At 46.7% G+C, this 23,406-nt stretch carries 20 protein-coding genes, 1 tRNA gene and 1 other annotated feature; of the genes, 6 read left to right on the forward strand and 15 right to left on the reverse strand.

The genetic code is table 11. The annotated features are described in order from the left end of the window. Positions 1 to 159 precede the first annotated feature (159 nt). On the forward strand, positions 160 to 1,449 hold the full coding sequence (locus NOM72_RS14690; RefSeq protein WP_255999401.1) for an NCS2 family permease: 1,290 nt from the start codon (positions 160 to 162) through the stop codon (positions 1,447 to 1,449). Positions 1,450 to 1,507: 58 nt separating this feature from the next. Here the strand turns inward: NOM72_RS14690 and NOM72_RS14695 are convergent, their stop codons facing one another. After that, entirely contained in the window at positions 1,508 to 2,788 is a 1,281-nt protein-coding gene (locus NOM72_RS14695) for an ABC transporter substrate-binding protein (protein WP_023467238.1), read from the reverse strand. 188 nt (positions 2,789 to 2,976) lie between these two features. Between NOM72_RS14695 and NOM72_RS14700 the strand changes: the two genes are divergently transcribed. Next, the gene (locus tag NOM72_RS14700; RefSeq protein ID WP_023467237.1) at positions 2,977 to 4,437 is read left to right on the forward strand and encodes a potassium/proton antiporter; all 1,461 of its coding nucleotides are present in this window, start codon (positions 2,977 to 2,979) and stop codon (positions 4,435 to 4,437) included. Between the two features lie 64 nt (positions 4,438 to 4,501). Here NOM72_RS14700 and NOM72_RS14705 read toward each other — a convergent pair whose 3' ends face one another. The 5 genes from NOM72_RS14705 to NOM72_RS14725 form a co-directional block, all read right to left on the reverse strand. Next, a complete protein-coding gene (locus tag NOM72_RS14705; RefSeq protein ID WP_023467236.1) occupies positions 4,502 to 5,125 on the reverse strand; it encodes a DedA family protein in 624 nt (207 codons plus the stop codon). A gap of 16 nt (positions 5,126 to 5,141) precedes the next feature. Continuing rightward, a complete protein-coding gene (locus NOM72_RS14710; RefSeq protein ID WP_023467235.1) occupies positions 5,142 to 5,363 on the reverse strand; it encodes a hypothetical protein in 222 nt (73 codons plus the stop codon). Positions 5,364 to 5,529: 166 nt separating this feature from the next. Continuing rightward, a complete protein-coding gene (gene asnA / locus NOM72_RS14715; RefSeq protein WP_035398809.1) occupies positions 5,530 to 6,504 on the reverse strand; it encodes an aspartate--ammonia ligase in 975 nt (324 codons plus the stop codon). 66 nt (positions 6,505 to 6,570) lie between these two features. After that, positions 6,571 to 6,818 (reverse strand) — a binding site (T-box leader). A 143-nt stretch (positions 6,819 to 6,961) separates the two neighbouring features. Continuing rightward, a complete protein-coding gene (locus NOM72_RS14720) occupies positions 6,962 to 7,849 on the reverse strand; it encodes a carbohydrate ABC transporter permease (RefSeq protein WP_035398812.1) in 888 nt (295 codons plus the stop codon). Then, entirely contained in the window at positions 7,846 to 8,733 is an 888-nt protein-coding gene (locus tag NOM72_RS14725) for a carbohydrate ABC transporter permease (RefSeq protein WP_023467232.1), read from the reverse strand. The genes NOM72_RS14720 and NOM72_RS14725 overlap by 4 nt, the downstream gene beginning before the upstream one ends. A gap of 166 nt (positions 8,734 to 8,899) precedes the next feature. On the opposite strand from NOM72_RS14725, the gene NOM72_RS14730 reads away from it, so the two are divergent. Together NOM72_RS14730 and NOM72_RS14735 are read left to right on the forward strand one after the other, a co-directional pair. Continuing rightward, on the forward strand, positions 8,900 to 10,579 hold the full coding sequence (locus NOM72_RS14730) for a formate--tetrahydrofolate ligase (protein ID WP_023467231.1): 1,680 nt from the start codon (positions 8,900 to 8,902) through the stop codon (positions 10,577 to 10,579). A 16-nt stretch (positions 10,580 to 10,595) separates the two neighbouring features. Next, complete coding sequence (locus NOM72_RS14735) at positions 10,596 to 11,552, forward strand: alpha/beta fold hydrolase (RefSeq protein WP_255999402.1); 957 nt, start codon at positions 10,596 to 10,598, stop codon at positions 11,550 to 11,552. A gap of 73 nt (positions 11,553 to 11,625) precedes the next feature. Here NOM72_RS14735 and NOM72_RS14740 read toward each other — a convergent pair whose 3' ends face one another. Both NOM72_RS14740 and NOM72_RS14745 read right to left on the reverse strand, forming a co-directional pair. Next, positions 11,626 to 12,045 (reverse strand): hypothetical protein, encoded by a 420-nt coding sequence (locus NOM72_RS14740; RefSeq protein WP_023467229.1) that lies wholly within the window; start codon positions 12,043 to 12,045, stop codon positions 11,626 to 11,628. Beyond that, complete coding sequence (locus NOM72_RS14745; protein WP_023467228.1) at positions 12,042 to 12,587, reverse strand: imm11 family protein; 546 nt, start codon at positions 12,585 to 12,587, stop codon at positions 12,042 to 12,044. The genes NOM72_RS14740 and NOM72_RS14745 overlap by 4 nt, the downstream gene beginning before the upstream one ends. Positions 12,588 to 12,756: 169 nt before the next feature. Between NOM72_RS14745 and NOM72_RS14750 the strand changes: the two genes are divergently transcribed. Further along, positions 12,757 to 12,830, forward strand: a tRNA-Gly gene (locus tag NOM72_RS14750). 152 nt (positions 12,831 to 12,982) lie between these two features. Continuing rightward, a complete protein-coding gene (locus NOM72_RS14755) occupies positions 12,983 to 13,792 on the forward strand; it encodes an MBL fold metallo-hydrolase (RefSeq protein WP_255999403.1) in 810 nt (269 codons plus the stop codon). Positions 13,793 to 13,845: 53 nt separating this feature from the next. Here NOM72_RS14755 and argF read toward each other — a convergent pair whose 3' ends face one another. From argF to argC, 7 genes are read right to left on the reverse strand one after another with little or no spacing between them, the layout of a single operon-like run. Then, a complete protein-coding gene (gene argF / locus NOM72_RS14760; protein ID WP_255999404.1) occupies positions 13,846 to 14,775 on the reverse strand; it encodes an ornithine carbamoyltransferase in 930 nt (309 codons plus the stop codon). Further along, positions 14,772 to 17,804: a carbamoyl-phosphate synthase (glutamine-hydrolyzing) large subunit gene (gene carB / locus NOM72_RS14765; RefSeq protein ID WP_255999405.1), complete on the reverse strand. Its 3,033-nt coding sequence runs from the start codon at positions 17,802 to 17,804 to the stop codon at positions 14,772 to 14,774. Before carB ends, argF begins: the two co-directional genes overlap by 4 nt. After that, positions 17,794 to 18,852 carry a carbamoyl phosphate synthase small subunit gene (locus tag NOM72_RS14770; protein WP_255999406.1) on the reverse strand — a complete coding sequence of 353 codons (1,059 nt, stop codon included), beginning with the start codon at positions 18,850 to 18,852 and terminating at the stop codon, positions 17,794 to 17,796. The genes carB and NOM72_RS14770 overlap by 11 nt, the downstream gene beginning before the upstream one ends. Then, positions 18,849 to 19,994, reverse strand: a complete 1,146-nt coding sequence (locus NOM72_RS14775; protein WP_255999407.1) for an acetylornithine transaminase — start codon at positions 19,992 to 19,994, stop codon at positions 18,849 to 18,851. The genes NOM72_RS14770 and NOM72_RS14775 overlap by 4 nt, the downstream gene beginning before the upstream one ends. Further along, entirely contained in the window at positions 19,960 to 20,733 is a 774-nt protein-coding gene (gene argB, locus NOM72_RS14780) for an acetylglutamate kinase (RefSeq protein WP_255999408.1), read from the reverse strand. Before argB ends, NOM72_RS14775 begins: the two co-directional genes overlap by 35 nt. Then, positions 20,730 to 21,947: a bifunctional glutamate N-acetyltransferase/amino-acid acetyltransferase ArgJ gene (argJ, locus tag NOM72_RS14785; protein WP_255999409.1), complete on the reverse strand. Its 1,218-nt coding sequence runs from the start codon at positions 21,945 to 21,947 to the stop codon at positions 20,730 to 20,732. Before argJ ends, argB begins: the two co-directional genes overlap by 4 nt. 30 nt (positions 21,948 to 21,977) lie before the next feature. Further along, positions 21,978 to 23,009, reverse strand: coding sequence for an N-acetyl-gamma-glutamyl-phosphate reductase (gene argC, locus NOM72_RS14790; protein WP_255999410.1), 1,032 nt, complete (start codon positions 23,007 to 23,009; stop codon positions 21,978 to 21,980). Positions 23,010 to 23,406 lie beyond the last annotated feature (397 nt).

Below are 23,406 nucleotides of genomic sequence, written 5' to 3' on the forward strand. Positions count from 1 at the left end.
TCATAACCTTGAATCCGCTTACATCATTTCCTGATATTCTCTTTCATGATTCCTATAAAAAATTCTTTTTTGTTTCGACTTGATTCCGAATGAATTTTACTATAATATCATCAATGTTCGTTTTTTAATCAATTTGTTATGAAGGTGGTCCTTTTACCCATGTTTAAACTTGCCGCACATCAAACAACCGTAAAACGTGAAATCCAAGCTGGATTCGTGACGTTCATTACGATGGCCTATATTCTGCTCGTCAACCCAACGATTTTAGCAGATGCCGGTATCCCCCAAGCCCAAGCTTTTTCTGCGACGATCATCGCGACATTGATCGGTACGCTTCTGATGGGGCTTTATGCGAATCTACCAATCGCAGTCGCACCTGGAATGGGACTCAATGCGTATTTTACTTATACACTTGTCGTTGGTGAGAAGATTCCATATCAGACAGCACTCTCAGTTGTCTTCGTCGCTGGTGTCATTTTCTTATTGTTATCACTCTCACCGATTCGTACGAAGCTGATTGAAATCATTCCGATGACATTAAAGCTTGCGATCACAGGTGGAATCGGTCTCTTCATTGCTTCACTCGGTCTCAAGATGTCAGGAATTTTAGTCGCTAGTGAAGATACACTCGTCACGATTGGCGCATTGACGTCACCAGAAGCATTGATCACACTCATCGGATTATTAGTTGCAGCGATCTTGACAATCAAACGTGTACCAGGTGCTATTTTATATGCCATGATCCTCTCTGGATTGATTGCATTCCTGACAGGTGAATTGAAGTTTTCCGATTCCTTCGTTGCGTTACCGACGTTACCAGAAGGATTGATCATCACGAATCCGTTCAACGCCATTAAAGACGTGTTCCAATACGGTCTGTTCAGCGGTGTCCTCTCCTTCGTTCTCGTGACGATGTTTGATACGACAGGTACGATGGTCGCTGTCGGAGAACAGGCTGGATTGATTGAAAAAGATGGATCATTGAAAAACAGCGAACGTGCCCTATTATCTGATTCGACTGCGATGGTCGCTGGTTCATTATTCGGAACAAGTCCTACAACGGCTTACGTAGAATCTGCAGCGGGTGTCGCTGCTGGTGGACGGACTGGACTCACATCCGTGACGGTCGGGATTCTATTCGCATTATCTGCCGTCTTTGGACCGTTCGTTCAATCGATTTCGAGCGTCCCTGCGATTACTGCGCCCGCATTGATCTTAGTCGGTGCCTTCATGATTCAAAACATCAAGCAGATTCCATGGGATGACTTCAGCGAAGCTTTCACGGCTTTCCTCGTCATCTTGATCATGCCATTATCCGGTAGCATCGCAACCGGTATCGCATTCGGTTTCATCGTCTATCCGATCATGAAAGCTATCCAAAAAGAGCGTGTCCACCCACTCATCTATGTGTTCGCGCTTCTCTTCTTCATCCAATTATTCTTCTTATAATAAAAAACATGCCTGTTCCGTCAGTTAGTCGGAACAGGCATGTTTTTTAAATCACTTCTTATTTCTTCATTTTATCCCATGTTTTTGTGAAGTCCTGCAGCATCTCATCAGCTGTTTTTTGCTTACCAACGTATGCTTGCATGATCGCTCCGAACTCGTTTACAGCACCATCCGGATACTTGAACCAGTTCCATGAGATGGTTTTTCCATCTTTCGAGTACGCTTGAATATCATCTGCAAGCGGTCCTAAATCCTTCGCTTCGATTGATTTGAAGGCAGGGATGAATTTAAATTTATTGACCATGTAGTCTTTTCCTGTGTCAGACGTCGCCATCCACTCGAGGAATTTCTTCGCTTCTGCTTTGTTCTTCGAGTTCTTATTGACGACCCAGTTGTTTGGTACGCCGACAGGCAGACGATCCATTTTTTCTTTATCATCATTGATCGGCATCGGGATGAAGCCCATGTTGATGTCCGGATTGACATCCGTGATCAATTGTTGTGCCCAGTTCCCTTGTTGGATCATCGCTGTCTTACCTTCAGCAAACTGAGAGACTTGTGTATTATAGTCTGTCGTTAACGGATTTTTATTTCCATACTCAATCGTCAAATCAAATAGATTCATGAATTCCTTGAACTGTTTATTGTCCTCGAACTTCGCTTTTCCAGAGTTGAGATCTGCAATGAACTGATCTGGATCATCCTGTTGTGCGACCGGAATGTTTAAAAGGTGATTTCCAAGAACCCACCACTCCCCGTATCCGATCGAGAACGGTGTCACTCCATCTGCCTTCAGCTTCTTAGAAGCTTCCGTCAATTCCGTTAATGTTTTTGGAAGTTCCGTGATACCGGCTTTTTTGAAGATATCTTTATTGTAGATAAAGCCATATCCCTCAAGGTTCATTGGCATACCATACAATTTACCATCAATCGTCATTGGCTCTTTTGATAGATCCGTTAAATCACCGACCCACTTTTCATCTGACAAATCTTCTAACTTATCCTGCCATGTTTTTGCTTCCGTAAAGCCACCATTGTTAAAGACATCTGGTTCATTACCTGAAGCGAACTGTGATTTCAGAGCCGCGCCATAGTCCGATCCACCACCGACTGTTTGCACGACGACTTTCGTCCCAGTTTCTTTTTCATACGCTTTTGCCATCTTTTCCATGTCTTTTGCGATTTCAGCCTTGAATTGGAATACGTTGAGCGTCTTACCGTCTTTTGAACCACTATCTTTCGAGTCATCGCTATTCAATGTACCGCCACCACATGCTGCCAAAGCGACGACCATCGCCGTCGTGACGACAGGTAATGCTGCCCATCTTCTTTTACGCATTCGGATTCCCTCCCTGATTTCGTTTCATTTCGTGCTACATCTTCACAATAAATGAAAACGCTTGCAATGAAGAGAGAGAAAGTTGTCCGGTGTGGTGGAAAATATTGAACAATCGTTATCCGAGTCTTTTCATCGGAATTGTTGTATCATGAAACTAGAGATTCTTTTATGAATAGGAGTTTGATGCCATGTCCTTGCAACTCACGATTTTATTGATTGGTATATTGCTGTTTGCCGCCGTGTGGACGACGAAGTTATCAAGTCGTCTGAATATTCCTGCTCTACTGATTTTTATCGCTCTTGGTATGATTGCCGGAAGCGACATTACCGGGTTCATTCGTTTTGACGATGCGGAACTGGCTCAGCTTCTCGGAACTGTCGCCCTCATCATCATTTTATTCGAAGGTGGTCTGCAAACGGTTTGGAAGGAAGTGCGTCATGAATTAGCCCCTTCCCTCTCGCTTGCGACGTTCGGGGTCTTCATCGCTACATCCATCGTTGCCGTTGCTTCCCATTATATTCTAGGGTTTAGTTGGGCGAATGCTTTTTTACTCGGGGCAATCGTTGGTTCGACGGATGCCGCTGCCATCTTTTCTGTCTTGAGTGGTCAGCCGATTCGACGAAAAGTCGGATCAACACTTGAAGTCGAGTCCGGTACGAATGACCCGATGGCCGTCTTTTTGACTGTCTTGTTCCTTGAGTTCGTGACGAACCCTGAAGAAGCATCGCTCTTATCGGGACTTGGATCACTCGTTTGGGAAATGGCGATGGGACTTCTAATTGGTTTGTTCATCGGATGGGCAGCTTCGACATTGATCAATCGGATCGATTTGTCCTCTTCTAGCTTTTATCCGATCATGCTCATGTCGTTTGCTTTCCTGTCTTTCGGTTTAGCTGATACGTTCCATGCAAGTGGATTTTTAGCCGTTTATGTCACAGCGATCTACATCAGTAATCATGAACTCGTCTATCGACAGACACTCGTTCGTTTTACGATGAGTATGGCGCATCTTGCTCAAATCGGAATGTTCATCGTGCTCGGTCTGCTTGTCTTTCCGAAACAATTGCTCGATGTCCAGGTCATCCTATCTTCCATTGCGCTGGCGCTGATCTTAATTTTCATCGCTCGTCCTTTGTCAGTCTGGGTGAGTCTTCTTCCGTTTCGTTATTCGTGGCAAGAGAAGGTCTTCATTTCCTTTGCTGGCCTAAAAGGAGCGGTACCAATCATTCTCGCGACATACCCTCTCGTTGCGGATATCGAGAATGCATCGATGATCTTCAATATCGTGTTTTTCACAGTCTTACTATCTACGCTAATTCAAGGGAGTATGTTGACGTTTCTTTCCGAGCGATTACGACTGAACGAAACACAGACTTCTGCTATTCATACGGTCATTGAATTCATGTCGATTGGTAAACCGAACGCCGAAATTATTGAGTTAACGTTACCAATGTCCCATCCATTCATTGGAACGACGATCTCAGAGATTGATTTGCCACAAGAATTTTTGATCACTGCCATCATTCGTGATGATCAAATCATCACACCGCGTGGCGACACTGCCCTTGAAGGCAATGATCAACTGTTATTGCTGACACCAAAACATCGCATCAAAACACTGAAACGATTTTTGTTCCCACCCGCTTGAGCTTCATATAAAAAGGGAGTAGATGCTTGCCATCTACTCCCTTTTTATATGTTCACTTATTCTATTATTTCGTCTTTGTGTCTTGCGTCTGTTCCTTCTGTTTTGCTTTAGAGCGACGATAAAGGATATACCCTCCAAGAATCACGACGATTCCACCTAAGATCCACCACAACTCTTGCTCTAATCCCTTTAGCATCGATTCCGCGCGTTCTACTCCAAACCGTTCACCAACCCAAATGTAGAAGAAGGAAACTGGGAAAAGTCCAATACTTGAAGCGAGTAGATAACGTTTGAATGATAAGCCGAACAAACCACATGGAATCGAGACGACCGAGCGCACGACTGGGAAGAAGCGTCCGAACAAAGCAGACCATGTGCCGTATTTCGCGACGATGCGCTCCCCTTGCTCAATTTCTTTTTCTTTAATCAGTAACCATTTGCCGTACCGGATAAGTATCGGACGACCAGCATAACGACCTAAAAGATAAAAGACCGTCGCACCCATTAGACTTCCTAAAAAACCGACAAGAACAGCAACTGTCCAACTGACTGTTCCGTTCGATACATATAGACCAAGTAATGGTAAGCCGACTTCTGCTGGGATCAATTCCGTACCAAGACCAACGATCATAATTCCTAAAAACAGCCAGAGATTGGATTCTCCGGCTGAGAACAACCATTCCAACATACAAGTAACCCTCCGTTCATCCTCTCGCTGGACGGAGGAGATAATAGATGATGACGACTAGTGTCGTCCAGACGCCTGTGAAGATTCCGATGATCCCGACAATGAAGAAACCGAGTGCAACGATTGAGCCTGTCCGTTTATAATCCCGCCACATCGTTCGTAAGCCCTTAATGTTAAACCAAAGAAACGCAATGAACAAAATAGGGATGAGTATCCCAACAATTAATAGAGAAGACATGCTTTCACCTCTTTCTTATTTATTGTTATCCCCATTCTATCAGGAATCGACACGTCTTTCCTCCGCCTGAGGTCGTACGAACCTAAAAAAGGGCACGCTTCCGAATCGGAGCATGCCCTTTGCTTTATAAAACATCCTGTTTTGACGCTTTCTTACTATATATATGTCAGAGCAAGTGGATGCCTTCCGCTTGAAGACTTTTACGCGTCTCTTCTGACCAGACAGAAGCTTGGACTTCGCCGATATGACGCTTCTTCAATAAGAACATCGCCATACGAGATTGACCGATTCCTCCACCCATCGTTAACGGTAGACGCTCTTCGAGTACACCTTGATGGAATGGGAATGCCAATTTATCTTCTTCTTGAGCAATCGCTGTCTGTTTCAACAACGCTTCACGATCAACGCGAATACCCATTGAAGACAATTCGAATGCTCCGATTTCTGGGTGGTGTACTAAAATGTCACCGTTGAGCGTCCAGTCATCGTAGTCAGCCGCTCGACCATCATGCTTCTCACCTGAAGCCAGTGCGCCACCGATTTGCATGAGGAAAACAGCACCATATGCTTTCGTGACTTCTGTTTCACGTTCTTTCGTCGAAAGTGTCGGATACGCATCCTCTAACTCTTGTGTTGTCATGAAATGAATCGTTTCCGGTAAGATTGCTGAAATACCATACTCCGCTTCTACTTCTTGTTCGACTTGGCGAATCGTTGCATAAATCGCTTGTACCGTTTCTTGTAAATAAGCACTCGTCCGTTGTTCTTTCGTGATGATCCGTTCCCAGTCCCACTGATCGACGTGAATGGAGTGTGTCGCATCCAGCATCTCATCGCGACGAATCGCATGCATCAACGTGTATAATCCTTCTCCCGCTTCAAATCCGTACGTATGAAGCGCTTGACGCTTCCACTTTGCAAGAGATTGTACGATTTCAAGATCTGCTGTGTGATCCAAAGCATCGAAACGAATGATTCGCTCTACGCCATTGAGATGATCGTTGACACCGAGTGTACTTTCTACGAACAATGGTGCTTCGACACGTGTCAATCCGAGTGTTGTCGAAAAGCGTTCTTCAAAGCGTTTCTTTACGAGTGTGATCGCTTCCTGTGTGTGTTTCATCGATACGAGTGTTGTCATGGTGGTGTTCCTCCTCAATTGTGTTTTGAAAAAGAAGCCATAAAAAAGAGCCCTTCTTTCCCAAGAATATGGGACGAAAGACTCGGTTCCGCGGTACCACCCATGTTAGCAACGATGTTGCTCACTCAAAAGACGAATCACTTCATCTTCGGCCTTATGATAACGGACAGGCAACTCCGGCTACGCCTACTGACATTCGGGTTCGGGTAGCGACTCCGGGAGGTTCTTCGCATCTTGCTTCCGACTGGGCTCTCACCATCCCCAGCTCGCTATACGGTCGTACAAGGTGTTACTCTTCCCTTCAACGTCGTTGTTACAATTGAATTGAGAACATCGTACAACAGGTCGCAAGCATTTGAAAAGACTTTTTTTCAAAAAAATAAAAGTTGTCAGATTAATCTGACGTGTGAATCATGAAAAAAGCGTTCTCGCAGAAGCGAGAACGCGCTTACAAAAATTATTTGATCGATCCACTCGTAATTCCTTGAATGATCTGTTTTTGCAAGGCAAAGAAGAACAACAATAACGGAATGATCCCGAGGACGAGTCCGGCAAGTGCTAAGTCCCACTGCTTCGTATATTGACCGAAGAAATAGAACGTCGCGAGTGGAATCGTCCGTAAATCGACGTCTCGTAACATCAGCGATGGCAGTAGGAAATCGTTCCAAATCCACAGCGTGTTCAAGATGATGATCGTGACCGTGATGGGCTTGAGTAATGGGAACACGATGCGCCAGAACACACCCCATTGTGAACAACCATCAATGATGGCCGCCTCCTCGATTTCTTCAGGAATCGACTTCATGAATCCATGGTATAAGAAGATTGATAATCCAGATCCAAAACCAAGATACATCAGAATCAATCCCCAATAACTGTTCTGCAATCCGAGATCACCGGACAATTTCGATAAGGGAATCATGATCGACTGGAATGGAATGATCATCGCCGCAACGAATAAGAAAAAGATGATCGTCGACAAGCGTGTTTTCGTCCGGACGAGTTTCCAGGCCGCCATCGAACAAAAGATGATGATGACCGCGTTAGCGCCGACTGTAATGATGACGGAGTTTAAAAAGACTTTTCCGAAGTTCATGGCTTCCCATGCTTCTGAATAGTTGGATGTCATCCATTCCTTTGGTAGACCCGTTGTGTTCGTAAAGATATCCCCCTGCGTCTTGAAAGAATTCGAGACAACGTAATAAAACGGGATCATGTACAGTAGCCCCATCAATAAGGCTGCCAGTTCGACTGTTCCAAGACGGAGTGAATAACGACCTCTCGTCTTTTTAGAGCGCTTCGCTTTCTCCTCTTGCGGAGTGGGTAATGGTTGTGCTGTACTCATGCTTCCACCTCCCGTTTTTTCGTCAGATAGACTTGAGTGACTGTAATCGCTGCAACAACAACGAAGAAGATGATTGCCTTCGCTGATCCGAGTCCAAGATTATTATTCGTAAACGATTCTTTGTAAATGTTTAGAGCAAGCATCTCGGTCGATTTGAATGGTCCGCCATTCGTTAGGGATAAGTTCGTATCGAATAACTTGAAAGACCATGAAATCGTCAAGAAGAGACAGATTGTGACCGACGGCATGATCAGTGGCAACGTAATGTTCCGTAACGTCGATAGACGATTGGCACCATCGATTTTTGCCGCTTCAATCAGCTCTTGTGGCACGTTTTGCAGAGCCGCGATATAGATGACCATGATGTAACCGCCACCTTGCCAAATCGAAACAATGACGATACCCCAGAATCCTGTCCGGGCATCTCCTAACCATGGAAGTTCAAATATACTCCACCCTGTCAATTCACCGATCGATGCGAAGCCTTTGACATAGATGAACTGCCAAACGAAACCGAGGATCAACCCACCGATCAAGTTCGGCATGAAGAAAATCGTTCGTAAGAAATTACGTGTGCGAATATTTTGTGTCAATAAGAACGCCAAGATGAAACCGACGACATTCGTTAAGATGACGGCAACGACCGTATATTTCGTCGTCAACCAAAATGACTGCTGGAACTGCTCGTCACTCGTAAAGAGACGGACATAGTTATCAAAGCCGATCCAATTCAATTCTCCGGTTACACCGTTCCAATCCGTGAACGAATACATAACGCCATTGAAAAACGGTACAAGCACGATCACTGCGAATACAAGAAAGACCGGTCCGACGAAGAGCCAAAAATCAAGACCGCGTTTCCACTTCTTTTGTCCAGATGTCATTGTTTCATCCCTCCTCCACTCTACAGTACGTCTTTCTCTAACACTTGAACACGTCACCATTTGACCCATTGGGTGGAAAATATTGAACGTTTTCCTTTGGCGCGTTCGCACTAGATACGCTACTATTAGAAAAAAGAGAGATCCAATCAAAGAGGGAGTCGATACCATGGAAAAGACCATTCGTTCAGACTTAGAAATCGCACAACAAACCGTCTTACGCCCGATTCGAGAAATTGCGGACCGGATTGGTTTGCAAGAAGAGGATTTTGATACGTACGGAAAGTATAAAGCGAAGTTGACAGATGGACTGTTGAACCGATTGGCAACGAAATCTGACGGGAAATTGATCCTTGTCACAGCTATCAATCCGACAGCTGCCGGTGAAGGAAAATCAACCGTCACTGTCGGACTCGGACAGGCGTTGCATCGGGCAAACCATAAGACGATGATTTGTTTACGGGAACCCTCACTCGGTCCGACGATGGGCTTAAAAGGTGGCGCGTGTGGTGGTGGCTATAGCCAAGTTCTACCGATGGAAGAGATCAATCTGCATTTCACAGGCGATATGCATGCGATCACATCTGCTCATAATACAATCAGTGCCTTGCTCGACAATCACCTGCATCAAGGTAACATCCTTGGTATCGATCCGCGTCGTATCGTCTGGAAACGCGTTCTTGATTTGAATGACCGTGCCTTGCGCCAAGTTACGATTGGTCTTGGTGGTCCTGCGCATGGTGTGCCGCGTCAAGATGGATTCGACATCACGGTCGCTTCCGAAATCATGGCGGTCCTCTGTCTAGCAGACTCCATTTCGGATCTTGAACAGCGGTTGAGTCGCATCGTCGTCGCCTATACGTACGATCAACAGCCGGTTACAGTCAAAGATATTCAGGCATCAGGAGCTGCGACGTTACTCCTGAAAGATGCGTTCCGCCCGAACCTCGTTCAAACCGTCGAAGGAACACCAGCACTGATTCATGGTGGACCGTTCGCGAACATCGCACATGGCTGTAACTCTTTGATTGCAACGCAAACTGCACTGAAGCTAAGTGATTACGTTGTCACAGAAGCAGGATTCGGGGCCGATTTAGGTGCCGAAAAATTCTTCAACATCAAATCACGGATCGGCGGACTTCACCCGGATGCCGTCGTTATCGTCGCTACGGTTCGTGCCTTGAAGATGCACGGAGGTGTCGACAAAACGCAACTCAGCGAAGAAAATCTCGCCGCCTTAACAGATGGTCTTGCGTTACTTGAAAAACACGTCGAGACGATGAATCTGTTCGGTGTCCCTGCCGTTGTTGCCTTGAACCGTTTCTTCACCGACACGGAAGCAGAACGGAATATGATCTTGGAATGGTGTCAGGATCGTAATATTCGTGTCGCGGAAAGTGAAGTCTTCAGTAAAGGGGGAGCTGGCGGCGAAGCACTCGTCACGGAAGTCATGCAAGCTCTTGAGGAACCGAGCCAGTTCCGCCCTCTGTATCCTGACGTCTTACCGCTTCGTCAAAAGATCGAGCGTATCGCAAAGCGTGTCTACGGCGCAGCCGACGTTCATTTTGAAGACAAAGCGCTCCGCGAACTCGAACGGTGTACGGAGATGGGATTGAATGAGTTACCGATTTGTATGGCAAAAACACCCTTTTCTTTAACGGATGATCCTGCTCGTTATGGTCGTGTCGAAGACTTCACGATCACGGTCCGCGAAATCCGTCCATCGGTTGGTGCAGGGTTCATCGTTGCATTGACTGGGAATGTATTAACGATGCCAGGATTACCGGCAGTTCCTGCCGCCTTCCACATGGGCGTATCGGAAGACGGACAGGTATTTGGACTTTCTTAATGAGAGGATGAGTTACATGACGATTGATCATTCACATTGGATAGCCTCTGACGGCTATACTACGACATTGCATAGCCTCGAAGCCCACGACCCTAAAGGAGTCGTGATCGTCTTTCACGGGATGATGGAGCATGGCGCGCGATATGAGGAATTCGCCGAATTCCTCTATGCGCATCATTACCACGCAATCATCGCAGACTTACGCTGTTTCGGAACCCGAGCAGCACAGCTCGGAACACTTGGACACCTCGAGCCGAATCAAGGGTTTAAACAATTGATGCAGGATGCAGAAGAACTCGTCTCTGACATCAAAGAGCGTTATCCGACGCTACCGGTGTTCATCTTCGGTCATAGTTTTGGTTCGTTGATTGCTCGCCGAATCGGTCAAACACTCGGTCATACAGTAGCTGGAATCATCGCGAGCGGACCCCCGACAAGTACAGGTTTACTCGGTGATGTCAGCCAAAAACTCGTCGAACGTCAAATCCATCAGTTGTCAGCAATACACCCTGCTGAACGGTTTGGACAACTCGTGTTCGGACGGTATAACTTACGTTTTTTTCCAGCACTTTCTAAAAATGCTTGGCTCTCTTCGGATCCTCAATCCGTCATGCGCTATGATGCAGATCCATTGTCCGGTCAAACAGTCACGCTTGGGTTCTTCCACGAACTCTTACATGCAACGAAACTCGTCAACGCACTTGCTTCCATCTATCAGCATCCACGTCATTTACCTCTCTTATTGCTTGCTGGTGGGGATGACGCGGTCGCGTTCGACGGAAAAGGTATCCATCATTTATTTGATATGTATAATCGTGTCCGTGTTGATGCTGTACAGCTGACGATTTATCGAGGGTTACGTCATGAGCTCTTCCATGAGTTCGAACGCATCCGCGTTTTTGCCGATATCGCGAGCTGGTTGAATAAACAAGTCAATCCTGCAGCTAAACAGTCATCTTCCCGTTCTTCTTAAGCCACATCGATCGATATAAAAAAAGGCAGCGGATCCTTGTGATCCGTTGCCTTTTGCACTTCTATCGTATCCTTCATTGAATCCAAGTCAGTGAAGAAATCATCGCTTCGATTTCTTCGATTTCAAGCGTCTCGCGTTCTGCAGAGTACGTCAATAAGACTAACCGTTCCCCGTCCGAATACGCGTAGATCCGTAAGAAGATATCTTCTTCTTTCCCATCTACTGCAAGCAACGCTTCTTTTGTTGAATTACGACGGACTTCAAGTGCTCCTGTTAGTTCGATGCCGAACTCTTCCACCAACAGATTGATTTCTTGTTCCGCCGCCTCATACGGTGTCAATTCTTCTGAATCGGACTCATAAATGGATAATTGGAGCGTACCCATTGCATTTTCATCCGTCGAATAAAAACTGACATATGTCTCTTCTTCTTGATATTCGAATACCTTTGGATATTCTAGCGTGATCCAATGATCGACTGTGTACTGTTTCATTTGAATTCCTCCATTCGTTGTATCTCTTCAAAGCGGATACCCGTCACAGCCATACGCTCGAATTGTCGAGCGAGTTGAGCAGAGACGAACATGCGATGCGTGCGCTCATCTCGCATAAGATGATGCGGACAAATCGAATCGCTGATTCGTCGCTCTGTCAAAAAATAGACGCGTCGTCTCGGGACCGGACGGAATACATCCGTCGTATGTAGATGTTCGATCCGACTGACAGATAAGAGATTGAGAAGATAGTACGGAACCACTCCGTCCTTCGTCTCAAGATGTACCTTGAGACATTGTACAGAAAAAGGCGCGTATGCTGCAATGACGCGTTGCACACGTTCCGAGACGAGCGGCAGATCGAATGTGTTTGGAAGGACATCCGGTAGCAAATCCGCATCTTGATTGATGGAAAAAGCAAGTACACCTACGTTATGGAACCACTCTCCTATCAATAAGCGATGACGATCGAATTGATGGTGACAGATCGCCTTCCATCCTTTTCCCATCGGCTGTTCGCTCCAAACTCGCACTTCATTCACCAGACACTCTCTCCTCTACCCAACTTTACCCATATTGCAAATCAAGATTACCATTGGAAACGATTAACTAGTATTATTGTACACCGAATCTTAAAAGAAATTGCTTTTTTTCATAAAAGTTATGGAAATGCCCTCTTTGCTATGCTACTATATTTCATGTAGCCAATACGCGGGTGTAGTTTAATGGTAAAACCTCAGCCTTCCAAGCTGATGACGAGAGTTCGATTCTCTTCACCCGCTCCAATTATGACATAACATAGGTCTAGGACCATTTCCCTCTAGAGGGCAGGCGACTCGCGACGTGCGAGTCGTCTTTTTTATTGATTCTGCTGATGATTCCAACGAATTTATGGGTATACAACGATATAGATAGAGATTCGTAAAGGAGGATTCGTATGATTCAGATGAAAATGCCCGGCGTGACGATCTATCAAAGTACACTCATGAAAACGACTTCGACATTAATCGAGACGCCTGATTGTCTGATCGTCGTCGACCCTGGCTGGCTTCCCGATGAGATTGCAACGATTCGTCGAGACGTCGAAATCGTGCGTCGCGAACGACCATTATACGTCGTCTATACGCATGCCCATTTCGATCATATTTTAGGAGCCTATGCCTTTACGGATGCCATCGTCATCGCTTCTAAACCGTTCATCGATGTCGACCGACAAGAAGCGCTCCAAGCCGTACAAGATTTTAATGATGAATTCTATATCGATTCTCCCGTCCTTTTCCCAGACGTGACACATGTCATCCATGAGTCTGAGACGATTTTAACGATCGGACAAACGAAGTTAATCTTCTTTTTGACGCCCGGTCATGAAGCGACTCATCTTTCCTTCATCGTCATGCCACTTCACTTGTTAGTCTGCGGCGATTACGCTTCAGACGTTGAAATCCCCTTGATCGAACACGATTCCTCTGAGTATTTGACGACGCTCGAGTTACTCGAGTCGTTCATTTATGAATATGAAGTCAAACTCTTGATTCCCGGACACGGTCACATTTGTGATATCCGAACAGAGATGATTGAACGACTTCATCAGAGCTATGATTATATTCTTGCCCTCCGTGCCGGAAAAGAATCCGACTGGGCTCCATCTTGGCAAACGACTCCTTTTATGAAACGTCTGCACGAAAAAAATAAGCGACAAGTCAAAAAAGAACACGAGGAACGATTAGCCCGCCGTCATTATGATTAACTTTCATCAATTAAAAGACTCGGTCGTCAAATTGGCGACCGAGTCTTTTAGGATTATCCAAGTAATGTAACGAGTAACGCTTTTTGTGCATGGAGACGATTCTCGGCTTGATCGAAGATGACAGATTGCTTGCCATCGATGACGTCTGCCGTGACTTCCTCCCCGCGGTGCGCCGGAAGGCAATGTAAGAAAATGGCTTTATCATTTGCTTGATCCATGATATTGGCGTTAACCTGATATCCTTCAAATGCTTGCAGACGCATCGTCGCTTCTTCCTCTTGTCCCATACTCGCAAAGACATCCGTGTACACGACGTCTGCCCCACTCGCTGCTTCCTCAGGATCCGTCATGACGATGATGTTTCCACCTGTTTCTTTTGCGATGACTTGTGCCTCATGAACGACTTGTGAATCAGGAGCATACGCCGCTGGCGCACAGATGCGGACTTCCATTCCACTGAGCGCTCCACCAATCATCAGCGAATGCGCCATGTTATTTCCGTCCCCGATATATGTCAAAATCTTTCCGGATCGTGTTCCAAATGTTTCTTCGATCGTCAGCAAGTCAGCAAGGACTTGGCACGGATGGTGTAGATCCGTCAATCCATTGATGATTGGAATCGTACCATGTGCCGCAAGCGTATCGACGATCTCATGACCGAACGTCCGAATCATCAGGGCATCAACGTAACGGCTCATGACTTGAATCGTGTCTGAGAGCGGCTCCCCCCTCCCGATTTGCATATCTGCTCCACTTAGTACGATCGGATGTCCACCGAGCTCGACAACACCAACCTCAAACGATAGACGTGTTCGCGTCGATGCCTTTTCAAACAATAAGGCCACTTTTTTATTTTTCAACACTTCTTCATACTTAAGCGGTTGTTGTTTGATGTCTTTCGCGAGTATCAATAGCTCCGTCAATGCTTCCGGCGTCAGTTCCGCCATCGTCAAGAAATGTTGTAGTTGTTGCATCGTCTTCATTTTACTTCCTCCTTGATCGGCTCTGTCCATGTATGAAGTGGCTTCACAGCATAAGGGGACTTTTCTGTCGCTTTTAGATGATAATGTGCTAGTTCGGGTTCTGTCAGAACTTGTACCCCAGCAGCAAGCGCTGCTTCGCGACTCGCTTTTTCCTCTGTCACGTGCGAATAGAAAATCGCACATTGTGCCCAGTCAATCGTTTCATCTAACGCTACACCTGTTCCGAAAGCCTCTGTATCTGCTCCAGCAACGATGATGTCTCTTGTCGTCAAATGTCGTTTCGTCGCCTCGTCGAAAATGAAACGCTCCAGCGCCAGTCCGTCTGTCGTCCATTGCAGCGTTTCACCTGTCGAACGCATGACCGGTCCTGTTTTCGGATCGACGCCTTGTAATTTTAGCGTTGAAAAAACAGGGGTTTTGACGGCATGGAAATCAAGTTTCGTCTGTTCCGTTGGTAGTACGACCGCTTGACCGACCGCTGCTTGGACTGCCCACTGCAAGATTGGTTGACCCGTTACTTTGGCGACGATCGGTAATGTCCGGGAGGCACGCGGATTGATTTCCAAGACGTAGACTTGATCGTCATGCAAGACGAATTGGATATTGTACGCTCCTTTATAATCCATTCGTTGCCCGATTATCTGTGCGATTCGCTCGATTTCGCTCTGAACGGTAGCGCTGAGTGATACAGGTGGAAGAATCATCGTCGAATCTCCAGAGTGAACTCCTGCGCGTTCCAATTGTTCCATCAAAATCGGAACGTATGTTGTCGTGCCATCCGTAATGCAATCGACTTCGATTTCCTTTCCTTGGAGGTAGGCATCTATCAGGACAGGGAATGATAATTCTGAAATGATAGCTTCTAACTGCTGTTGATCCTTTACGATATGCATTCCCTTTCCTCCGATGACATACGAAGGACGAATCATGACCGGGTAACCGATCGTTGTTGCGACTTCTATCATTTGTTCGTCTGTCGCCACTTCTTGTCCCGGAATCCGATCAACGCCGATGTCATCTAAAAATTGATAGAACCGCTCACGGTCTTCCATTTGATCGATGACATCTGCCGTTGTTCCGAGAAGATGATAACCGGCTTTCTCTAAACCAGACGCCAGCCCAATCCCCGTTTGTCCTCCGAACTGGACTAAGACGTCTTGGCAATCCTCTGCTTCTAGCACATGCATGACGTCTTCAAGTGTCAACGGCTCGACATACAGGCGATCTGCGACTTCAAAGTCGGTCGAGACGGTCTCCGGATTATTGTTGATCATGATTGTTTCATAACCGGATGCTTGTAATGCACGTACCGCGTGAACGGAGCAATAATCAAATTCGATTCCTTGACCGATTCGGATGGGTCCCGCACCGATGACAGCGACTTTCTTTTTCGTCGATGCTGTGACTTCCGTTTGGCCACTCCAGTTTCCGTAGAAATAAGGCGTCGTACTCTTGAACTCTCCTGCACATGTATCAATCATGTGATAGACAGGAAGGATGCCTTTTTCTTTACGTAAGTGCTCGATCTTTACAGCACTGACACCCGTCAGAAAGGCAATCTGTTCGTCCGTGAAGCCCATCATTTTGGTTTGCTTTAGAGAACTTTCATCCGTTAAATCGATTTTTTGTTGCTGATCGACAAGACGTTGAAGTACTTTGACGAATAAAGCTTGTACTTTCGTCTGTTCAACGAGTTCTTCGACGGTCGTCTCTTTGCGATCGAGTAGCGCGAGCATCGCAAGCAAACGACGATCCGTCGGAGCCATCACTTCTTTCCACAGCTCGTCCGCTTCCGCTGTTTTCATCCATGTCGGATAAAGAGGTGATTGCTCGACTCCTGCACCGCGCCACGCTTTTTGTAACGCTTCTTCTAGCGTTTTCCCCATCGCCATGCTCTCACCCGTCGCCTTCATTTGTGTTCCAAGCGTCCGGTTACTGCCGGTAAATAGATCGAATGGGAAACACGGCACTTTTGCCGTGATATAATCCATCGTCGGTTCAAAGCTCGCCATCGTTTCCTTCGTGACAGGATTGATGCAATCGTCGAGTCGCTCACCAAGCGCAAGACGTGTCGCTAATTTTGCGATCGGATATCCCGTCGCCTTGGAAGCAAGTGCCGAAGAACGACTGACACGCGGATTGACTTCAATGACGAAATAGCGTTCTTCCGTCGGATGGATCGCGAATTGAATGTTGCATCCACCGATGACACCGAGATGCGATACGATTTTACGCGCTTCCGTCCGCAATTGTTGATTCATTTGATCCGAAATCGACTGAATCGGTGCAAAGACGACCGAGTCCCCGGTATGGACACCGACAGGATCGATGTTTTCCATGTTACAGACGATGATCGTCGTATCTGCGCTGTCACGCATGACTTCATATTCGACTTCTTTATAGCCAGCGATACTCACTTCAATCAAACACTGTGAAATCGGACTCGCTTGTAAGCCATTCTGCGCTAAAAGACGCGCCTCGTCCTTCGTCACTGCGATGCCGCCACCCGTTCCCCCGAGCGTAAAGGCTGGTCGGATGACGAGCGGCACCCCGTGTACTGCCATGAATTCCTCAAGCTCTGCTAACGACTCGATCGTTTGACTTTCCGGAAGCGGTTGTGCGAGTTCAATCATCTTTTGCTTGAAGCGTTCACGATCTTCTCCGTCTCGGATCGTCTCAAGCGAAGTTCCGAGAAGTTCGACACCATATTGTTCAAGTACGCCTGCTTCTTCGAGTGACATCGCAAGATTGAGTGCCGTTTGTCCGCCGACCGTCGCTAGGAGATGGGATGGTCGATCTTGTTCGATGATGGCCGTTGCTTTTTCAAGAGTCATCGCCTCAATATAGACATGATCTGCCGTGCTCGGATCCGTCATGATAGTAGCCGGATTCGAATTCATTAAGATGACCTCGCATCCCGCTTCTCGAAGCGCCTGACAGGCTTGTGTGCCGGAATAATCAAATTCTGCTGCTTGCCCGATGACGATCGGACCCGAACCGATGACGAGTACTTTCTGTTTATCCCACATATGCTACCTCCTGATGTAATACGCTATTTACGAATTGATCGAAGACGACCATCGCCTCTGTCGGTCCTGGACTCGCTTCTGGGTGAAATTGGACTGTCATGATCGGTAGTACCGGATGAATCAATCCTTCAACGGATCCATCATTGATGTGTTCGTACGCAAGTTCCATCTCAGACGCTTCGATACTTTTTACATCAACGGCATAACCATGATTCTGAGACGTCATGAACACTTGTCCGGATGCTAGATGACGTACAGGATGATTCGCTCCTCGGTGTCCGTGATGTTGTTTTAATAAGGTACAACCGAAGGCATGAGCGAGAACCTGATGTCCCATACAAATACCAAGTGTCGGATAGCTCGTCGCCAGTTCACGGATTCCTGAAAGAAATGGATCCAGTTGTGTTGGATCACCAGGTCCGTTGGAAAACAGTAGACCATCTGGGACCAGCGCTTGAATCTGTTCCGGTGTCGTATCATATGGCACGACCGTTACACGCATATGGCGTTCAAGCAAAGCGTCGATCATCGATTGTTTTACGCCGTAATCGATACAAACAATGTGTCCCTGTTCGACTTCTGGTACGTATTCGATGTTTGAAGTCGTCGATACGGAAGCGATGTATGCTGTGTCGATTGACTCAGTGACTGCCATATCCTCTTGCATCATGTCTCCGAATTGATCGCCCTCTGTCCGTAATAGATGCACAAGAGAACGCGTATCGACTCCCGACAAAATCGGCACATTTGCTTCACCCAACCAGCTCGCGAGTGATGTTCCTTGCCCGTCCTCTGCTAATGTTTGAACGATGACACCAGCGACTTGAATCTGGTTGCTTTCTGACGCTTCCGCTTGAATACCGTATTGACCAATCAGCGGGTATGTGAAGACAAGAATTTGTCCTTGATAAGATGGATCCGTCAAGACTTCCTGATATCCTGTCATTCCAGTGAAAAAGACGACCTCTCCTTTGACTGGAGCTGTTCCTTGCCACGAACCGGTAAACGTCGTTCCGTTCGCAAGCATTAGTTTTCCGGATTGTTTCATACGATGACCTCCTGTTGACAAACGAGTTGTATTTTTTCGATGGCGTGCATGAGTTCTTGTTCCGTCACGAACAACGATGGCAATAAGCGAATGACATGAGGACCAGCCGATACAACGAGAAGACCATTCTCACGTAAGGCGTCAATCAGCGGCGCAACAGGCATTACACACTCGATACCAATCATCAAGCCACGTCCGCGAACAGAGCGAACGATGGATTTAGGTAGCTTTTGCTCTAATTGCTGTCTCAAAAATTCGCCTTTTCCTTGAACGTCTGCCATGACAGTGTCATTTAACAAGAGGTCAAGTGTTGCTTCCGCAGCTGTCATCGCGAGTGGATTCCCACCAAAGGTCGAACCATGCGATCCAGGTGTGAATACTTCCGCTGCCTCTTCCGTCGCGAGTAGCGCACCGACCGCGAGGCCACTTCCAAGCCCTTTCGCAAGAGTGATGATATCCGGTACGAGGGGTGTCTGTTCAAACGCAAAACGAGATCCCGTCCGACCGATGCCGGTCTGTACTTCGTCGACGATGATTTTGACATCGTATTGTTGCGCCTTCTTCATTAGAGCCTCAAGCCACGCATCGTCGGCGACGACGACTCCGCCCTCTCCTTGAATGATTTCGAGCCATACGGCAGCCGTTTCCTCCGTAATCGCTGATAGACTCTCCATCTCGTTAAACGGTAGATGTTTGAAGCCATTCACCATCTCCCCGTATCCCGCTTTGATTTTCTCCTGTCCTGTTGCGCCCATCATCGCAAATGTTCGACCATGGAACGATTGTTTGAACGTGACGACTTCCGTTTTTCCTGTCCATTTTCGAACAAGTTTGTATGCCGCCTCGTTCGCTTCCGCACCACTGTTACAAAAGAAGGCATGACTGAGATGACTGTCTTCCGTCAAACGCTTTGCGACCCGCTCTTGTGCCGCGATTTGAAACAGATTCGACGTATGCCAAATTTGATTCAATTGTTCTTCTAGCCGTTGCTGAATATATGGATGACGATGCCCTGTGTTGCATACAGCGATTCCCATGATGAAATCAAGATACGTTTTTCCTGTCGCATCTTCTACGATCGACCCTTGTCCTTTGACCAATTCCACATCAGTACGTTGATAAGTGGGTAATAGTGCACTCATGTAATTCCTCCTTGATTCGTGTCCCTGCAGCTAACGCATTTTTCCCCGATCGAATGACGACCTCTGGAATACCATGCTGAGTGGCCTGCATCATCGCTTCGACCTTTGGAATCATTCCCCCGTAGATTTCTCCCGACGCTATCGCAGCTTCGATGGCTGCAGATGTGATTTCTGATTGATAGTCACCGTTTACTTTTACACCCTCGACATCCGTCAACAATTCAAATCGGTCGACGGACCAAGCCTTTGCGACAGCAATGGCACACGCATCCCCGTTACTGTTCAATACACCTTGCTCTCCTGTGACAAGGGATGTGACGACCGGCACATAACCATTCGTACTCAACACCGTGAACAGTCGCGGATGAATGTGCGTGATCTGACCGACTGCCCCGAGTCCTTTGACTTTTTTACCATGAACGCTTGCTCCGTCTAAACCGCTCATCCCGACTGCTGAAATTCCTGCCTGATTCAATTGTTGGACGATCCCGGATTGCACTTCACCGGCGAGAATGCGTCTTGCCCCGAGTAAGACACCATCCGTCGTTACACGTACACCATCTCGAAATACAGGTTTGATTCCCTCTTGTTCGCAGTAACTCGATAGAAGTGGACCACCTCCATGGACGATCAATAGTTCATTTCCGGTTTCGACCCACGCTTTCCATTCCTCGAAATACCGTGTGTCTAACTGCTCCCACACACTACCACCTAGTTTGATGACTTTTCGTTTCGTCATGTCCGGTAACTCGCATTGATTTTGACGTAATCGTACGTCAGATCACAGCCGTAAGCATGTCCTTGACCTACTCCATCATGCAAATCGATATGAATATGGACGTCCTGCTGTGCCAGTTCCTGCGACGCAACCGCTTCATCGAATAAGACAGGCATGCTCTGTCGCAACACCCACTGCGAACCGATTTTGATGTCAACGTTTGATACATCGAGTGGCTCTTTGATACTTCCGACAGCAGCGATGATTCGTCCCCAGTTCGCATCTTCCCCAAAGATGGCTGTCTTGACGAGTGACGACCCGACGACTTGTTTGGCGATCATTCGTGCCACTTCATCCGCTTGTGTCCCCGCTACCGTCACCTCAATCAACTTTGTCGCGCCTTCCCCGTCCCGCGCAATCTGTTTAGCTAAATCTTGGCAAACCGTTTCGATCGCTTGCTCGAATGCCAATGCTTCATCCGTATCTTCAAGAATCGTTGCGCCCCCTGCAGCTCCGCTCGCTAAAATCATGACCATGTCATTCGTTGAACTGTCACCATCTACGGTAATGCAGTTGAACGTCCGATGAATCGTCCGGCGCAACACCGTCTGTAAGACATCCGGTTCAATCGTTGCATCGGTCGTCAAGAAACCAAGCATCGTCGCCATGTTCGGATGAATCATCCCTGATCCTTTCGCTACGCCACATACTGAAATTTGGACATCCCCTTGCATGTATTGTTGACCAGCTGTTTTCGTACCAGTATCGGTCGTCAGGATCGCGTGAGCAAAATCATCCGCGGCATCCTTATCATTTGTAGGCATCAGCTGTGGAATACCTGCCAGTAACGTATCAATGGCTAACGGTTGACCGATGATCCCTGTTGAAGCAATCGCGACTTGTTCTGGAGCAACATTTAAACTTTTCGCCATCGCTTGTTGCGACATATACGCATGGGATAACCCTAGTTCCCCTGTACACGCATTCGCGTTCCCGCTGTTAACGAGGACGGCATGAATACGACCTTGTGACGCCTGAATCGCTTGTTTCGTCACGGTGATTGGTGCTGCTTGCACCTGATTCGTCGTATAGACAGCTGCAGCGCTTGCTCCTACTTCACACCAGATCAGACCTAAATCCTTCCGCTTTCGTTTCAGACCCACATGTATTCCCGATGCTTGAAATCCCTTCGGTGTCGTGATCGTCAATGGGGTCTTTACTTGTACTTGCCACACAGGCGTTCCTCCTCTTTCTTTTTCTCTTGATTAAATGTAGATCGGCTGTTGCGTTAAACCGGATGTCTCATCAAAACCAGCTAGAATGTTGGCATTTTGAACGGCTTGTCCGGCAGCTCCTTTTTGCATGTTATCGATGACTGAAACGATGGTCACTCGCCCTGTCCGATCATCCTTATAAACGGTCAAATCACAGTGATTACTCCCGACGACGGATTTGATTTCCGGATCAGCCTGTTGGATTCGGACGAATGGTTCCGTTGCATACTGGTCCGTCAACCAAGATCGCCACTCCGTTTCCGATAAATCGATCAACGGCTGAACCGTCATAATCGCCATGATGCCTCGATTGATCGGTAGTAGTTGGGTCGAGAACGTAATCGGATGCGATGATCCGGTCCATTCGAAAAGCGCCTGCTCAATTTCCGGGATGTGCTGATGCTGATTCACTTTATACAAGCGAACGTTTTCGCTTGAATGGACATGATGCGTTTGTGCCGTCAACGTTTTCCCTGCTCCCGTCAGACCAGAAGAAGCTTGAATGATGATTTGAGATGGATCGATTTTTTTCTCTTTTAAGAATGGTGTTAGTCCAAGCAAAACTGCTGTCGCGTAACAGCCTGGATTCGCAATCCATTTGCTCGCAGTAACAGCTTGACGATTCCATTCTGGTAATCCATAAGTTGCTCTTTGTTGTAACTGGGCATCAATAGGTTCCTTGTCATACCACGTTGCATATGCTTCAGCTGGAAGTCTCAAATCGCCACTTAAATCAATGACGTAACCGGACCAGTTTTGAAGTTGTTCTAAGTAATGCTTTGAAATTCCACTCGGTGTCGCTAAGAACACCATGTCCGTATCGGTTTCCATCAAATGATCCACCGAAAAGGAAGATAACGAGGAATATGTTTTTTTATTCATAAATGGGAATACGTCATGCATGGACTCCCCCGCCATCGAGTCACTCATCAAGCATATGATCTCAAATGAAGGATGTGATTCTAGTAGGCGAATCAGTTCAATTCCGGTGTATCCTGTTGCTCCGATGATGGTACATTTCATATCAGTACGCTCCCCTTCAAAGAATGTTATACCGATTTAAACACATGTATATTTATACTGTCAATTGAATTTTTATTAGTTTTTATACAAAAAAAGAAGCGTTGAAGCGATTGTCTTCTATAAGACAGTCCCTTCAACGCTTCTTTTACACGCATCTACTTAACGCTTTTCCGCACGTTGCGCTACGAGATGATCAATCCCAAATACGCCTGCACCCATGATCGCGACGACTACTACAAAAATCAATGTAAACATATGTATCCTCCTCATCGTTCACAAAAATGTCATTTGATACTTCTTATTGTGCAAGATTTGAACAAAAAAAGAAAGCGTTTACGACAAAAAATCGTCACATTTCTATTTTTTTATATTTTTTATCGACACTCTTATGGTTGAC

The organism is Exiguobacterium sp. LL15 (assembly GCF_024436095.1).
In the GTDB taxonomy this organism is placed as follows: Bacteria; Bacillota; Bacilli; order Exiguobacteriales; family Exiguobacteriaceae; genus Exiguobacterium_A; species Exiguobacterium_A indicum.

Coding starts and splice junctions, on each gene's coding strand:
- NOM72_RS14690 (WP_255999401.1), top strand. CDS start 160: ATGTTTAAACTTGCCGCACATCAAACAACCGTAAAACGTGAAATCCAA.
- NOM72_RS14695 (WP_023467238.1), bottom strand. CDS start 2,788: ATGCGTAAAAGAAGATGGGCAGCATTACCTGTCGTCACGACGGCGATG.
- NOM72_RS14700 (WP_023467237.1), top strand. CDS start 2,977: ATGTCCTTGCAACTCACGATTTTATTGATTGGTATATTGCTGTTTGCC.
- NOM72_RS14705 (WP_023467236.1), bottom strand. CDS start 5,125: ATGTTGGAATGGTTGTTCTCAGCCGGAGAATCCAATCTCTGGCTGTTT.
- NOM72_RS14710 (WP_023467235.1), bottom strand. CDS start 5,363: ATGTCTTCTCTATTAATTGTTGGGATACTCATCCCTATTTTGTTCATT.
- asnA (WP_035398809.1), bottom strand. CDS start 6,504: ATGACAACACTCGTATCGATGAAACACACACAGGAAGCGATCACACTC.
- NOM72_RS14720 (WP_035398812.1), bottom strand. CDS start 7,849: ATGAGTACAGCACAACCATTACCCACTCCGCAAGAGGAGAAAGCGAAG.
- NOM72_RS14725 (WP_023467232.1), bottom strand. CDS start 8,733: ATGACATCTGGACAAAAGAAGTGGAAACGCGGTCTTGATTTTTGGCTC.
- NOM72_RS14730 (WP_023467231.1), top strand. CDS start 8,900: ATGGAAAAGACCATTCGTTCAGACTTAGAAATCGCACAACAAACCGTC.
- NOM72_RS14735 (WP_255999402.1), top strand. CDS start 10,596: ATGACGATTGATCATTCACATTGGATAGCCTCTGACGGCTATACTACG.
- NOM72_RS14740 (WP_023467229.1), bottom strand. CDS start 12,045: ATGAAACAGTACACAGTCGATCATTGGATCACGCTAGAATATCCAAAG.
- NOM72_RS14755 (WP_255999403.1), top strand. CDS start 12,983: ATGATTCAGATGAAAATGCCCGGCGTGACGATCTATCAAAGTACACTC.
- argF (WP_255999404.1), bottom strand. CDS start 14,775: ATGAAGACGATGCAACAACTACAACATTTCTTGACGATGGCGGAACTG.
- carB (WP_255999405.1), bottom strand. CDS start 17,804: ATGTGGGATAAACAGAAAGTACTCGTCATCGGTTCGGGTCCGATCGTC.
- NOM72_RS14770 (WP_255999406.1), bottom strand. CDS start 18,852: ATGAAACAATCCGGAAAACTAATGCTTGCGAACGGAACGACGTTTACC.
- NOM72_RS14775 (WP_255999407.1), bottom strand. CDS start 19,994: ATGAGTGCACTATTACCCACTTATCAACGTACTGATGTGGAATTGGTC.
- argB (WP_255999408.1), bottom strand. CDS start 20,733: ATGACGAAACGAAAAGTCATCAAACTAGGTGGTAGTGTGTGGGAGCAG.
- argC (WP_255999410.1), bottom strand. CDS start 23,009: ATGAAATGTACCATCATCGGAGCAACAGGATACACCGGAATTGAACTG.